At 74.5% G+C, this 13,500-nt stretch carries 14 protein-coding genes, 1 pseudogene and 1 riboswitch; of the genes and pseudogenes, 8 read left to right on the top strand and 7 right to left on the bottom strand.

The genetic code is table 11. From position 1 onward, the window contains the following. The first annotated feature begins 85 nt into the window (after nt 1-85). The gene (locus tag ABD954_RS01740) at nt 86-853 is read left to right on the top strand and encodes a 2OG-Fe dioxygenase family protein (protein WP_345483923.1); all 768 of its coding nucleotides are present in this window, start codon (nt 86-88) and stop codon (nt 851-853) included. Between the two features lie 188 nt (nt 854-1,041). Then, nucleotides 1,042-1,281, top strand: a complete 240-nt coding sequence (locus ABD954_RS01735) for a hypothetical protein (RefSeq protein ID WP_345483922.1) — start codon at nt 1,042-1,044, stop codon at nt 1,279-1,281. A 176-nt stretch (nt 1,282-1,457) separates the two neighbouring features. Here the strand turns inward: ABD954_RS01735 and ABD954_RS01730 are convergent, their stop codons facing one another. Then, a complete protein-coding gene (locus ABD954_RS01730; protein WP_345483921.1) occupies nt 1,458-2,930 on the bottom strand; it encodes an aminotransferase class I/II-fold pyridoxal phosphate-dependent enzyme in 1,473 nt (490 codons plus the stop codon). Nucleotides 2,931-3,197: 267 nt separating this feature from the next. Between ABD954_RS01730 and ABD954_RS01725 the strand changes: the two genes are divergently transcribed. From ABD954_RS01725 to ABD954_RS01710, 4 genes and pseudogenes are all read left to right on the top strand, one after another. Then, a complete protein-coding gene (locus tag ABD954_RS01725; RefSeq protein WP_345483920.1) occupies nt 3,198-4,010 on the top strand; it encodes an SDR family oxidoreductase in 813 nt (270 codons plus the stop codon). Between the two features lie 115 nt (nt 4,011-4,125). After that, nucleotides 4,126-4,544: pseudogene (locus ABD954_RS01720) on the top strand (CBS domain-containing protein). A gap of 260 nt (nt 4,545-4,804) precedes the next feature. Continuing rightward, the gene (locus ABD954_RS01715) at nt 4,805-5,254 is read left to right on the top strand and encodes a universal stress protein (protein ID WP_345483919.1); all 450 of its coding nucleotides are present in this window, start codon (nt 4,805-4,807) and stop codon (nt 5,252-5,254) included. Next, complete coding sequence (locus tag ABD954_RS01710) at nt 5,251-5,637, top strand: DUF6213 family protein (protein WP_345483918.1); 387 nt, start codon at nt 5,251-5,253, stop codon at nt 5,635-5,637. Before ABD954_RS01715 ends, ABD954_RS01710 begins: the two co-directional genes overlap by 4 nt. A 152-nt stretch (nt 5,638-5,789) precedes the next feature. On the opposite strand, the gene ABD954_RS01705 is transcribed toward ABD954_RS01710, so the two are convergent. Next, nucleotides 5,790-6,560, bottom strand: a complete 771-nt coding sequence (locus ABD954_RS01705; RefSeq protein ID WP_345483917.1) for a class E sortase — start codon at nt 6,558-6,560, stop codon at nt 5,790-5,792. Between the two features lie 431 nt (nt 6,561-6,991). Beyond that, nucleotides 6,992-7,146, top strand: a riboswitch (cyclic di-AMP (ydaO/yuaA leader). 4 nt (nt 7,147-7,150) lie between these two features. Here ABD954_RS01705 and ABD954_RS01700 point away from each other — a divergent pair. Further along, on the top strand, nt 7,151-7,972 hold the full coding sequence (locus tag ABD954_RS01700) for a transglycosylase SLT domain-containing protein (RefSeq protein ID WP_345483915.1): 822 nt from the start codon (nt 7,151-7,153) through the stop codon (nt 7,970-7,972). 186 nt (nt 7,973-8,158) lie between these two features. Here ABD954_RS01700 and ABD954_RS01695 read toward each other — a convergent pair whose 3' ends face one another. The 5 genes from ABD954_RS01695 to ABD954_RS01675 form a co-directional block, all read right to left on the bottom strand. Beyond that, on the bottom strand, nt 8,159-8,731 hold the full coding sequence (locus ABD954_RS01695) for a hemerythrin domain-containing protein (protein WP_345483914.1): 573 nt from the start codon (nt 8,729-8,731) through the stop codon (nt 8,159-8,161). Between the two features lie 226 nt (nt 8,732-8,957). Continuing rightward, entirely contained in the window at nt 8,958-9,602 is a 645-nt protein-coding gene (locus ABD954_RS01690; protein ID WP_345483913.1) for an endonuclease, read from the bottom strand. A gap of 234 nt (nt 9,603-9,836) precedes the next feature. Continuing rightward, nucleotides 9,837-10,448, bottom strand: coding sequence for a histidine phosphatase family protein (locus tag ABD954_RS01685; protein WP_345483912.1), 612 nt, complete (start codon nt 10,446-10,448; stop codon nt 9,837-9,839). A 39-nt stretch (nt 10,449-10,487) separates the two neighbouring features. Further along, nucleotides 10,488-11,384 carry a class II fructose-bisphosphate aldolase gene (locus ABD954_RS01680; RefSeq protein ID WP_345483911.1) on the bottom strand — a complete coding sequence of 299 codons (897 nt, stop codon included), beginning with the start codon at nt 11,382-11,384 and terminating at the stop codon, nt 10,488-10,490. Between the two features lie 240 nt (nt 11,385-11,624). Further along, entirely contained in the window at nt 11,625-12,518 is an 894-nt protein-coding gene (locus ABD954_RS01675) for an SIS domain-containing protein (protein WP_345483910.1), read from the bottom strand. Nucleotides 12,519-12,702: 184 nt separating this feature from the next. Here ABD954_RS01675 and ABD954_RS01670 point away from each other — a divergent pair, with 184 nt between their 5' ends. Then, nucleotides 12,703-13,488, top strand: coding sequence for a DeoR/GlpR family DNA-binding transcription regulator (locus ABD954_RS01670; RefSeq protein WP_345483909.1), 786 nt, complete (start codon nt 12,703-12,705; stop codon nt 13,486-13,488). Nucleotides 13,489-13,500 lie beyond the last annotated feature (12 nt).

Raw genomic sequence — 13,500 nt, 5'->3', positions numbered from 1 at the left:
GGATCCGCTCGTCGGCCGACGCGGGCGGCTGCGGGCGGCTGCGTGCGGGCGCATGCCGGGGGAGAGCCGGGGAACCCGCCCGCCCATGAGCGACCTCGACCTCGACCGCGACTTCGATCTCGACCTCGATCTCGACCTCGGACTCGAACCCTTCACCCGGCACCTCGTCGATCCCGGCGTCTGTCTCCTCCCGGCCGAGGTGACCGCCCGCCGACTCGGCGCGGACCCCGGGCGGTGGGCAGCGTTCGACCGCCACTGGGACGACCTCGTCCCCGACCCCTACCTGCGCTCCCCGGGGAGCCTGCGGCTGCGCCGGTACGGACACGTCGGCCTCTCCCGCTCCGGGGAGATACGGCCACGGCCGCACGGGCCCTTCCTGCACCCGGGGGACGGCCATCCCCTGTACGTGGGGCGCGAACGGCACTTCGAACCGCTCACCGACGCCTTCGCGACCGATCCGCTCCTCGGGGACATCCTCGCCCTGCTGGCCGAGGCGGCCGCCGTGCTCGCCGATCCGCCCGAGTGGTCCGTCAAGATCCATCCGTACCGGGAGACGGCGACCACCGGCCGGCTGGGGGAACCCCCGCCAGAGGGCGTGTACCGCGACGGGGTCACCCTGGTCGCCTTCCTGCTGGTCGACCACGGCAACGCCGACGGCGGCGAGAGCACCGTCTACCACCCCGACGGGGTGCCCCTCTTCCGGACCGTCCTGGACCGCCCGGGCACGCTGCTCCTCGGCGACGACCGCCGCACCCTCCACGGCATGTCGGCCGTGCGGCCCCGCGCCCCCGGGCGCCGCGCGCACCGCGACGTCCTGGTGATTACCTTGGCCGAGCCCGAGCCCGGGCCCTAGCCCAAGCCCAAGCCCTATCCCCCAGCACCAGCCCTCGCCCCAGCCCGAGCATGCAGGAACCCCGGCCCGCCCCTCCGCTCCGGACGGGCGCGCCCCCCGGACGGGCGCGCATGCGACGGCGATCGCGGGGGAGACGCGGTACGACAGAGGTACGACAGAGCGAGCCGGCCCGACCCGAGGAGGCGGTCATGACCGATCCGCAGAGCCGCACGCAGCGACACGGCGACCGAAGCACGGCCACCCCGAAGGACCTCGCCGAACTGAAGGCCCGGCAGGCCCACCGGCACGAGGGCAAGGAGCAGGGCACGGTACAGGGCGCGGAGCACCGCGACGACCACCGGGAGCCGGGAGGCCGGGGCGCACGGGCGGAGAAGGGCGTGGGCCCGGACGGAGGCATCCCCACCGGGCACCGTCCGGACGAGCCCTGATCCCCGAACGGTTTCGGTCACGGTGCGTCCTGGGGGACCGGTCCCGAGGGTTCCGGACACCTGGACGCGGTCCTGAGGACCGAACCCCGGACGAGCCTCCCGCGCCCCCTCGCCACGTGTCGGCGAGGGGGCGCGGGAGGCTCGGTGCCCGCGTGGGTCCAGGGCCCGCCGGGCCGTCAGCCCTCGCGGGCCACCACCCGGAACGTCTCGAGGGAGGGGTCGGCGGCGTCGGGAATCAGCAGTCCGTGCGCGATGCCGCTGCGCAGGTAGTCCACCACCTCGGCGGTGATCACCTCGCCGGGTGTCACGGCCGGTACGCCCGGAGGGTAAGGACTGATCGTCTCGGCCGAGATCCGGCCGACCACGTCCTTCGCCGCCACGTGTTCCGCCTCGCCGAAGAACGCGTCCCGCGGCCGGCGGGCCTGCTCCAGCTCCAGAGCGGGCGGCTGCGGCAGCCGCACCTCGGGCCGCGGTGCGAGGGGACCGGTCCGGTCCGCCTCCGTCAGTGCCTGGAGCGCGTCCAGGAGCACCCGCTCGGTCGTGTCGTCGTCCGCGTGCGTGATCGACAGGCTGATCCGGCAGGTGTCGGAGCCGCCCACGTCGACGTGGCGCTCCTCGCGGAGCCACTCCGCCGCCTGCATGCCGCTGATGCCCAGGCCCCGTACGTCGATCACGATCTTCAACGGGTCGAGCTCGGCCGCGAGTCCCGCCGCCACCACCTCGTCACCCATCGGCGCGAGTCCGGGCAGGCTCGCCGCCGCCTTCCGCACCCGCTCGGCACGCTGGAGCGCTCCGCCGAGGAGTTCCCGCCCGTGCTGGACCATCTGCCGCCGCCAGCCGTCGAGCGTCGCGTACACCAGCGAAGAGGCACTGGTCGTGCCCAGCAGGTCCTCGCGCTGCTTGAGGACCTCCGGCGACACCCGGTCGTGCTGCAGGTGGAAGACCGAACTCTGCTCGATCGCCCCGCCCATCTTGTGCACGCTGGTCACGACCAGGTCGGCGCCCGCGTCGATGCCCCAGACCGGCAGCTCCGGGTGGAAGGGCAGATGGGCGCCCCACGCCTCGTCGACGATCAGTGGCACGCCGGCGGCGTGGCAGGCGTCGGCCACGCCCCGCACGTCCGCGCAGGTGCCCCAGTCGGTGGGGGTGATCAGCAGCATGCCCTTCGCGTCGGGGTGCTCCCTCAGCTTCGCGCGCACGTCGTCGGGCTCCGGAGGATGGGCCATGTGCCGCTCGCCGTCGAACTTGGGGTGCACCCAGATGGGCTCCACGCCGTTCACGATCACGGCCGCGATCACCGACTTGTGCGCGTTGCGCGACAGCAGCAGCTTCTCGCCCGGGCCCGCGACGGACAGCATCGCGGTCTTCACGGACAACGAGCTCCCGCACGTCGAGAAGAACGCCTGCTCCGCGCCCACCGCGTCGGCCATCAGCTCCTGCGCCCGGTCGAGCACGCCCTGCGACTCCCGCCGGTCGTCCAGGCCGTTGAGCAGCAGCACGTCCGACCGGAAGACCTGCTCCCCGACGACCTCGGCGACCCGGGGGTCGACACCCCGGCCCTGCTTGTGCCCCGGCGGTCCGTAGACGATGTCCCCCCGGCGTCGGAAGTCCTCCAGCGCTTCGAGCACCGGTGCACGCGAGTGATCCATGGTTCCTCCGGGTTCTCCGGCCGTCGTTGCTGAGCGCGCCGCACGGGCGCGAGGCGCGTCTGCCCCGGACGTTTCCGGCGAAACGGGACGCACGGCCGGACGGCCGACACCGACGGCGGCCGGCCCGCCCGCACGCATGAAACCCGCCCCGGTGGGCAGCGGCGCCCTGCGCTCCGGAGGACCGGAGCGGCGGGAACCGGCCCGGGTCCGCAGGCCCGGAGGCCGGGAAACGGCCCGGAGAACCGGCCCACGACCGAGGAAGGCGTCATGAACAACACTCCGTCCACCCCCCGCCCCCGGACCGCCGTCGTCACGGGCGCGGATTCCGGGATCGGCCGGGCCACGGCCGTACGGCTCGCCGCGGAAGGCATGGACGTCGGCATCACCTGGCACCGTGACCGGCGCGGCGCGGAGGAGACCGCCGAAGAGGTACGGGCCCAGGGCCGCGAGGCGTTCGTCGAGCACCTGGACCTGACGCGGCTGCCGGACGCGGCCGACGTCGTCGACGCGCTCGCGGACCGGCTCGGCGGCGTCGACGTGCTGGTGAACAACGCCGGCGTCGGCACGTCCACCCCCTTCCTCGAACTCGACCCGGGCACCGTCCGGGAGGTCCTGGACGTGGACCTGGTCGGCCCGCTGCTGTGCTCGCAGCACGCCGCTCGGCGCATGGTCCGCCAGGGCCGCGGGGGCCGCATCGTGAACGTGACCTCCGTCCACGAGCACCAGCCGCGGGTCGGCGCCGCACCGTACTGCGCGGCCAAGGGCGGCCTCGGGCTCCTCACCCAGGTCATGGCCCTGGAACTCGCCGCCCACGGCATCACGGTCAACGCGGTCGCACCGGGCGAGATCGCCACGCCCATGACCGGGCAGGAGGACACCGACGTCACCGCCGAGCAGCGGCCGGGCGTCCCGCTCGGACGCCCCGGCGACGCCCGCGAGGTCGCCGCCGTCATCGCCTTCCTTGCGGGCCCCGACGCCTCGTACGTCACCGGCGCGTCCTGGGCCGTCGACGGCGGCATGCTGCGGATGGGACCGATGGCGGGCTCGCACCTGCGGGACGACGACTGGCGCGGTGTCTGATGCGCGGCGGCCGGAACGCGTATCACCCCCGGAGCCGGGTAGCCGGTCCCATGGAACCCCAGCTGCACCGGCCGCACCGGCGGCGGCAGGAGCGGCAGCAGCGTCAGGAGGAGACATGACCCGGTCCGTGCGCGACGTCATGAACGGCCACCCGGTCACCGTCGGCCCGCTGACGTCGGCCGCGGAGGCGGCGCGGGTGATGCGCGACGCCGGCATCGGCGACGTGCTCGTCGCCGACGGCGACCGGCTGCTCGGCATCGTGACCGACCGTGACCTCGCCTCCGCGTGATGGCGGAGGGCAAGGATCCGGCGGACACCACGGTCCGGTCGGTGTGCGGCGACCGGGCCGTCACCGTGGCACCCGGCGACGGCCTCGACCGTGCCGTCGGCCTCATGCGCGAGCACGCCGTGCGCCGCCTGCCCGTGACCGAGGAGGGCCGGCTCGTCGGCATCGTCACCCTGGGCGACCTCGCCGTCGAGAAGGACCCGGGATCGGCGCTGGCGGACATCTCGTCCGTCGAGGGCGACACCTGAGCGGCGGACCGGTCCGGCCCGGACGGCGGACCCGTACGGAGGAGGCGAAGCACCGTGACGCACACCCCGCCCGAGGCACAGCAGGAGACCGGGCCGCCCACCCAGCCCTTCCCCCGCGACCCGACCGACCCGCACCCGGCGCCACCGACCCGCCCCTTCCCGCCCGACCCCCAGGCCCCCCGGCCGGCTCCCCGGCCCTCGCCCCAGCCCGCTCCCAGGCCCGACCCGCCCACGGCGGACCGCACGAGGAGGCCACGGCCATGAAGGACGCCGGCGGACGGAACGCGCGCGTGGTCGTGGGCGTGGACGGGTCGGACTCCTCGTACGGGGCCCTGCGGTGGGCCGCCCGGCACGCGAGGCTGATCGGGGCGACCCTGGAGGTGGTGGCGGCGTACGACGTCCCCGGCGCCGTGGGCCGTTCCGCGCCGCCGGTCTCCGCCGCGTTCGACGAGGAGGCGGCCCGCCGGGCCCTGTCGGACGAGATACGGACCGTGCTCATCCCGGTCGGCGAGGTGCCGGTGGTCGAGCACGTGGTCCGGGCCCGGCCGGCCGAGGCGCTGATCGACGCGTCGGCCGGAGCGGAGTTGCTCGTCGTGGGCAGCCGCGGCCGGGGCGGCTTCACCGGTCTGCTCCTCGGCTCCGTGAGCCAGCAATGCGTCGCCCACGCCTCGTGCCCTGTCGTCGTCGTCCGCCCGGAGGCCGCACCGTGAACGCGCCCACGTCCTTCATCGTCCTTGCGGACGGCCACCTCCTGGTCCCCGCCGACCAGATGACCGGCCTGCTGCGCCGCGTCGCGGCGGGCTGGCTGCAGGCCACCGACCAGGGCTACGAGGACCACGACCCGGCGACCGTGCTGTCCCTCGCGACCGGGCTCATGGAGATCGCCGACCAGATCGACGCCGAGTGCATCGGACTGATGCCGCTGAGCGAGGACGAGGACGCGGACGCCGACGAGGGTGCGGGCGAGGGTCCGGGCGAGGAAGAGGCGGGCGGTACGGGCGGGGCCGGCCACGACGCGGGAGCGGCCCGTACGGACGGCGACGGGCCCGAGGAGAGCGCGGACGGGGGACCGGACGCGCGACCGGGCGACTGAGCCGGGCGAGCCGCCTCGGTCAGGAAGTCACCGAGTCACCACCGCGTCACCGGGCATCGAAGCACCGGGCATCGCGTCACCGGGCATCGAATCACCGGTCACCGCGTCACCGGGCACGGAGCCACCGGGCACCGGGGCACATCGCCGGGCGTTCACGCGGGGCGGACCGAGACGAGTACGCCGATCTTGTCGATGCGGTGCTCGGGGTTGCCCAGGGCGTCCCGCCAGTAGTTGCCCGCCGCGTCGTCCTCCGGCGTCGCGCAGGTGGAGAGCGTGATCACCGCGCGCGTGGGCTTCTCGCCCGGAGCCCCGGGCACGGCGGCACGCTGCTCGGCGAGGGACCGCGCGGAGCGGAAGGAGGTGGTACGGGTCTCGGTGATCCGGTACTCGTACACCTCGCGGCCCGCGGTCACGAACACCCGGTCGCCCACGTCGACGGCCGGCAGGTCCCGCAGCGGTCCGCCGGCCGAGAGCCGGTGCGCCGTCACCAGGTAGTTGCCGACGTCGCCCGGTCCCACTCCGCCGCGCCTGCCGTAGGGGCTCGCGGCCACGCCACGGTCCTGGATCCGGGTGCCGGCCCGGTCGTCGGTCGTGCCCTCGTACGGCACCACCCGCAGGTCCCTGACCCCGATGGACGGTATGTCCAGGTCGGCCGGCCGGGGCCGTGGGACCGGGGTGGGGGGCGGTGCGGGCACGGGCGCCGAGGCGGGCGGGGACGTGCTCGCGCGCTCCGCCGGCGGCGGCGAGGCGGATGCCGGGATCTGCGACTTCCCGTCGGCGCTCCGACTCGTGCCGGGAGCGCAGCCGAGGAGCACCCCGACGACCGTCATGACGACGGCCACGACGAGCACGACGGCCCGGCGCGAGCCGGGACCGGCACGGGCACCGTTACGGGGACGGACAGCGCGACGAGATCGGTTCATGATCACCCACCGTGGGGCGGGACGGCGAGGTGCCGTCGGAAGGGCCCCGACACCTCCACGCTACGCGCTGCCGCCCCTGGGGGCGCGGGACGGCAGCAAGGGCAAATCGGTCGATGTCCTCTTATTCATCCTCAATGCCGGAATGGTGAATTGAGTGACGCAAGGGCGGTATTCCTCCGGTAAAAGGCGGACCCCGCCCCTCGGGTGATCTGAATCACGCCGCGAAGAACGGCCGTGAGCCCGACGGGGCGTCAAGTGCGAGAACGCGGAAAAGTGTTGACGAAACGTCGCCGGAAAATCGGGATGATCCTTTCCGTTGATCTTCCTCACCTATTTGCTTTGATTAATTCCCGTCTTGTTATCGCGCTTTGTCTTCGCATACGGTCACGCGTCAACCGGATGGAAACGCCGAGTCCTGCCACCGTCCGGTCACCACACTCACGACCCTTCCGGCAGGAGCGGGGGACCCACGTTCTCCGCCGTGTCCGGCGTCACGGACACGGCTCGGGGTGAAGCCGCGCGCGCCGCGGCCGGGCATCTCCTGCCCGAACCCGACAGCTCACCTCGCAGGCGAAGGAGAGGAACTCGCCATGCGTGGTCACGGGAAGCACCGTCGCCCCAAGAACGCCCCGCTCGCTCGTGGTCTCGCCGCCGCCGGCCTCACGGGCAGCGCGGCACTCGCCCTGCCGCTGGCCGGGGCGACGAGCGCCGGAGCGGTCGCTCCGCAGGGAACGCCCTCCGTCGCAGTCGTAAAGGCGGCCACCGTCAAAACGGCGCCGAAGACCGGACTGGTGAAGTACACCGTCGTCTCCGGCGACTCGCTTTCGAAGATCGCGCACAAGTACGCGGTGCCGGGCGGGTGGAAGAAGCTCTACCGCGACAACCAGGCCGCCGTGGGCGCCGACCCCAGCCTCATCAGGCCCGGCCTGAAGCTCACCGTCCACGCCGAGGCGAAGGGCAGGGACAAGTCCGCGCCGCGCGCCGACCGCTCGGCCGAGCGCACGACGGTGAAGCGCTCCTCGGCCCAGGGCGCCGCCGCGGCACGCCCCGCCGCGGCGGTCCGGGCGGCGGCCCCGAAGGCCGCCACCTACGCGAACAACCTCGACGGGTGGATCCGCGAGTCGCTCGACATCATGGCCGCCAAGGGCATCCCCGGCAGCTACGACGGCATCTACCGCAACATCATGCGCGAGTCCTCCGGCAACCCGCTGGCCATCAACAACTGGGACTCCAACGCCGCCGCCGGCACCCCCTCCAAGGGCCTGCTCCAGGTGATCGACCCGACGTTCCGGGCCTACCACGTGGCCGGCACCCCCTTCGACCCGTACGACCCCGTCGCCAACATCACCGCGGCCTGCAACTACGCGGCCGACCGGTACGGCTCCATCGACAACGTCTTCGGCGCCTACTGAGCCGTTACGGAACCGACAGGACCGCGCCCGCCTTCCGGCGGGCGCGGTCCTGTGCTCATCAGGCCAGCGCGGCGGCTCACTCGCCGTCCAGGCCGCGGAGCTCCTCGCCCTCGGGGCCCCGGCCCCGTGCCGTGTCCGAACCGACGGGACCACGACCGTCTCCCGCGCGTCCGGGCGGTAGCGGCGTCACTCGCGGCGCAGCGCGTCCTTCGCGCGGTCCAGGAGCGCCGCGAACGGGCCGACCGTCCACTGGGCGGCGGGCGACCCGGCGGTCCGGGGATGGGGATGCGTGGGGGCCATGCGCTCGACGGTCCGCAGCCGGCGTCCCATCGAACGGCGGTCGTCGATGCCGCACTCGGCGCGGATCCGGGGGAACTCCTCCTGCTCCTCGTGCCGCGCGTGGTCCTCGACCGCCTGCTGGAAGGCCCTGAGCCGGGCGTCGAACTCCGGGCTGTGCACGTCGAGCTGCTCCAGTTCGGCCAGCTTCTTGTTGGCCTGCGACTCCTCCTCGTTCCGGGCCTCGGCCTCCTCCTTGCCGGCCACCCGCTTGGCCACCGGCCGCAGGATCATCTCCTCGGCCGTCTCGTGGACGGCGAGCAGGGCACGCAGCTCGTCGAAGCACTGCTGCTTGGCGTCCTTCTCGGATTCGAGCGTCTCGGCGAAGAGCTGCCGGATCCGGTCGTGCTGTTCGAGCAGCTGCTCCAGGATGTCGTCCTCGGGCTGGACCGTGCGGGGCGAACCGCTCGTCATCCTGCTCATGACCTCTCCTTCGGCGTGGTGATCGGGTCGCGGACGCCGTCGCCCCGGTGCGTCGTCGAGCGGGTACGCCGTCGTCCTCGCTCCGCGTCTAGCCCGTCACCGTCCGGGCAAACCCCCACCAACGCTCTCAAAGCCCGCGAAGCGGTACCCACGAAGCAGCTCCGAACCCCCGTAAGCTCCGCACCCCACAGCACCTGCGCCACTCGGCACCGGCTCCCGCCGTCCCTCACGCGCCGGGTCGCGAGCCCTCCTCCCGAATACCGCCCGACAGACGCGTGCGCACCAGCGCCGCCGCCAGCCTGGCCACGTCGTCCGGCGGTACGTGGCGGGCGAGACCGGCCGCGGTGTGCGGGAGCCCGAGGGCCCCGGCGGTCGCGAGGGAGCGTTCGTCGAAGAACGGGCGCAGCTCCGGCCAGACGGCCTGGGCCTCGCGGCAGAAGATGCCGGCGCCGACCGGCCCGATCCTCGGCACCTCCCGCAGCAGCGAGCGGAGCGCGTCCCGGTCGCCGCCCGCCTCTTCCCGGAGCTTGCGCAGGTCCCCGCCGAAGCGGTCCAGGACCAGCTCGGCGCCCTCGCCGAGCGCGGTCGCCGTGCTCTCGTCGTAGCGCACGTAGCGCGCACGCCCGAGGGCGTCCACCCGCCGCTGCCAGGCCGAGTCCGCCATGGCCCGCGGCGTGCGCAGCCCGTCCGAGAACAGCTCGCGCGCGGCCGCCGTGGCCGTACCGGCGCTGATCCGGACCGAGGACAGCACGGTCAGGACGAGGAGCTGGTAGAGCGGCGCCGGCTTGTCGCGCAGGCTGATGCCGGCCTCCTCGGCGTAGGTGCGTCCGTGCGCGCGCAGCAGTCCGGCGATCGACTCGGAGGTTCGCATGACGTCGCTCCTCTTCTGTGCCCGGCGGTTCGGCCCAGGAGGCCGGCCCTCGCCCCCGCCCGGTTACCCGCCGACGGGCTCCCCACCCGCCCGGCGGGCCGCCCGGGGCCGCCCGCCGGGCGTGCGCGCACGGCGAGGCCGGTGCCCCGGGGCGGGGCGGCGTTCGCGCAGCCGCCGTCGCGGTCCCGGGAGCTCCTGGGGGGGGCGGCCGTCCGGGGGCCCGCGCCCGGCGGGTCAGCCGTGGGGACGGGGGAGGGGGCGCTCGTTCCATCCCGCGACGACGGGGAGGCCGTGCTCCGTGGACAGCCGCCCGAGCGTCGCCGTCCGCAGCAGGAACAGCCGTCCCCCGGTCGGCGGCAGACCGAGGTGGCGGGCGGCGAGCACCCGCAGCAGATGTCCGTGCGCGACCAGTACGCCGTCCTCCGACGAGTCCGCGAGGAGGGGCGCGATCCGCTCCAGTACGCGGTCCGCCCGGCGCCCGACGTCCTCGGCGCCCTCGCCCGGCCGCCCGTCCGCATGCGGCGGAACGCCGTCCCGCCACAGCGACCAGCCGGGCCTGTCCTCGCGGATCCGGGCCGTGGTCAGGCCCTCGTACCCGCCGTAGTCCCACTCGGACAGGTCCTCGTCCGTCTCAGCGCCGCGCAGCCCGGCCAGTTCGGCCGTCCGCCGGGCGCGGCGCAGCGGACTGGTGAGGACGAAGGCGACGGGGCGCCCCTCGAAGTACGGGGCCAGCGTGCGCGCCTCCGCCTCGCCCGCCGGTGTCAGCGGCAGGTCGGTGCGCCCGGTGTGCCGCCCGGCGGCGCTCCACGCCGTCTCACCGTGGCGGATCAGGAGAAGGTCACCCATGACCGCGCTGCTCCCTTCGCAGGCCGGGACCGGGAAGCCTCACCGTACGCGGCCGGACGGGCGGCTGCCCGTCTCCACGCGGTCCACCGCCGGCCGGACGACCGGGGCGTTCAGCACCGTGAGCAGGCGGGCGACCTCCTCGCCCATGGCGGCGCGGCCCGGGGCGAGATAGCGCCGGGTGTCGACCAGGGCCGGGTTCTCGGCCAGGGTCCGCCGGACGGCGGTGGTGAAGACGTGGTTGAGGTGCGTGGCTATGTTGATTTTGGTCATGCCGTGGGCGACCGCCAGCGTCAGGTGCTCGTCGGCCACGCCCGAGGAGCCGTGCAGGACGAGCGGCACGGGCAGGGCCGCCCGCAGCGTCCGGATCAGCTCGAAGTCGAGCACGGCGTCACGGGTGAGCATCGTGTGGGAGGTGCCGACGGCCACGGCCAGCGCGTCCACGCCGGTGGCGGCGACGAACGCGACGGCCTCGTCCGGTGAGGTGCGCGCGCCCGGCGAGTGCACGCCGTCCTTGCCCCCGACCTCGCCGAGCTCGGCCTCCACCCACACGCCGGCCGCGTGGCAGCGGGCGACGACCTCCGCCGTGGTCCGCAGGTTGTCCGCGTAGTCCCGCGCGGAGGCGTCGAACATGACGGAGGAGAAGCCGAGTTCGACGGCCTGGGCGACGAGGGCGGCGTCGGTCGCGTGGTCGAGGTGGACGGCGACCGGCACGGGAGCGGCCTCGGCGACGGCCAGCACGGCGGCGGCCAGCGGCGCCAGGGCGCCGTGGTAGCGGACGGCGTTCTCGCTGATCTGCATGACCACCGGGGAACCGGCCGCCGCCGCACCGGCGACGACGGCCTCGGCGTGTTCGAGCTGGACGACGTTGAACGCGCCGACGCCGTGTCCGGCGTCGGCGGCGGGCCGGACGAGGGCGCCGGTTCCTACCAGGGGCATGAGGTCTCTCCTTGCTGGGCGGTGCGGTGAGGGGAGGAACGGTCCGCCGGAGGGTGCGGGCCGGTTCCCGCGCCGGCGCCGCGTCCGCGTCGCGGTGCGCGGTGGGGCCGCCCGGGTGCCGGTCCCCGCCGGAGCCGCCGCCATCCGCCCCGTACGTCCCTCCGGCACCGGGCGAGGCCGTCCGCGTCCGGCGCGTCCGGCACCGCGGGCGTCACGGGCCGGCCGGCCCGTCCGTCCGCGTCACGGCCGGGGGCCGCTCGGGGCGGCGTCCAGGACGACCGAGCGGGTGAGCCCCTGCGGCCGGTCCGGGTCGAGGCCCCGGGCCTCGGCGAGGGCCACCGCCAGGCGCTGGGCGCGGACGAGGTCGGCGAGCGGGTCGAGATCGGAGGTCACGAGGGTCGCCCCGGTGGCACGGACCTGCGCCGGCAGTCCGGCGGGCGGTTCGCCGAGGAACCAGACGACGCTGTCCGGGCCGGTGATGCTGATGGGCCCGTGCCGGTATTCCATCGCCGCGTACGACTCGGTCCACACGTTGGACGCCTCGCGCAGCTTCAGCGCGGCCTCGTTCGCCAGGCCGATCGTCCAGCCGGTGCCGAGGAAGGTGAACTGGCCCGCCTCGGCGGCGCCCCGGGGCAGCTCGGCCCGCAGGGCGCGCTCCGCCTGTTCGGGCAGGTCGGCCGGCGCGAGGCCCAGCCGGCCGCGCAGCAGCGCCAGGCAGGTGGTGGCGAACCGGGTCTGCACGACGGACCGTTCGTCCGCGAAGCCGAGGTCCACCACGGTCCCCGCCGCCTCCGTGATCGGTGTGGCGAGGTCGCCGGTGACGGCGACGGTGGGCGTCGTGCCGCCGGTCCGGCGCAGCGCGTCCAGCACCTCGGTGGTGGTGCCGGAGCGGCTGATGGCGAGCACCCGGTCGTAGCGCCGCGCCGCCGGGAACTCGGACGCCGCGAAGGCGTCGGTCTCGCCGATGCCCGCCGCCTCGCGCAGCACCGCGTACGCCTGGGCGATGTAGAAGGAGGTGCCGCAGCCGATGACGGCCACCCGTTCGCCGGCCTCCGGGAGCCCTGCCGGGTCCGTCTCCAGTGCCCGGCGCCAGCAGTCCGGCTGACTGGCGATCTCCTTGCCGACATGGGTCATGGTGCGTGCCTCCTGCGAGGTGCTCGACAGCGCGTATGCGTGAAGATGTTTCTTGTATAGCGGTTTCGATCAGAAACGAGCAAGACGGTGCGCGGTCGAAGTCGGCCGGGTATCGGCCACCGGGCGGGCGCGACCTGCCGCGATACGCTGCGGCCCGCAGGGCACCGAGGTGAGGAGAACGGCGATGGGGGCGCACGAGCGCTGGACGGGACTGCTCGACGCGCTGAGCGAGCGAGGTCGGATCGAGGTCGCCGAGGCGGCCGAGCTCCTCGGGGTCTCCGCGGCCACCATCCGCCGGGACATGGACGAGCTGGCCCGCCAGCAGCTGCTCACCCGCACCCGTGGCGGCGCGGTCCTGAGCGGAGTCGCGTACGACCTGCCGCTGCGCTACAAGACCGCGCGCCAGGCCGACGAGAAGCAGCGGATCGCCCGGGCGGCGGCCGGCCTCGTGCCGCCGGGAGCGGTGATCGCGCTCAACGGCGGGACGACCACCTCGGAGGTCGCCCGTGAACTGGTCACCCGGCCCGACCTCGCGGGCCACGGCACGGCCACGGCGCTGACCATCGTCACCAACGCCATCAACATCGCCAACGAGCTGGCCGTCCGGCCGTACGTGAAGACCGTGGTGACCGGCGGGGTCGCCCGCCCCAGCTCGTACGAGCTCACCGGCCCGCTCGTCGGCTCCGTGCTCCAGGGCCTCGCCCTCGACTACGCCGTCCTCGGCGTCAACGCGGTCGATCCGCGCTTCGGCGCCGCCACGCACGACGAGGGCGAGGCCGGCGCGAACCGGGCGATGGCCGAGCGCGCCGACACGGTGATCGTGGTCGCCGACTCCACCAAGCTCGGCCGGCGCGCCTTCGCCCGGGTCTGCACGGTCGCGGAGATCTCGGTGCTCGTCACCGACGTCGGTGCCCCGGACGACCTGGTCGAGCAGTTCACCGGCCAGGGCGTCGAGGTCCACCGGGTCTGAGCGGCCCGGCAC

Origin of the sequence: Streptomyces roseoviridis (genome assembly GCF_039535235.1) — a bacterium.
GTDB lineage: Bacteria > Actinomycetota > Actinomycetes > Streptomycetales > Streptomycetaceae > Streptomyces > Streptomyces roseoviridis.
The sequence above is the reverse complement of the archived record's forward strand: the minus strand, read 5'-3'. Positions and strand labels throughout refer to the sequence as shown.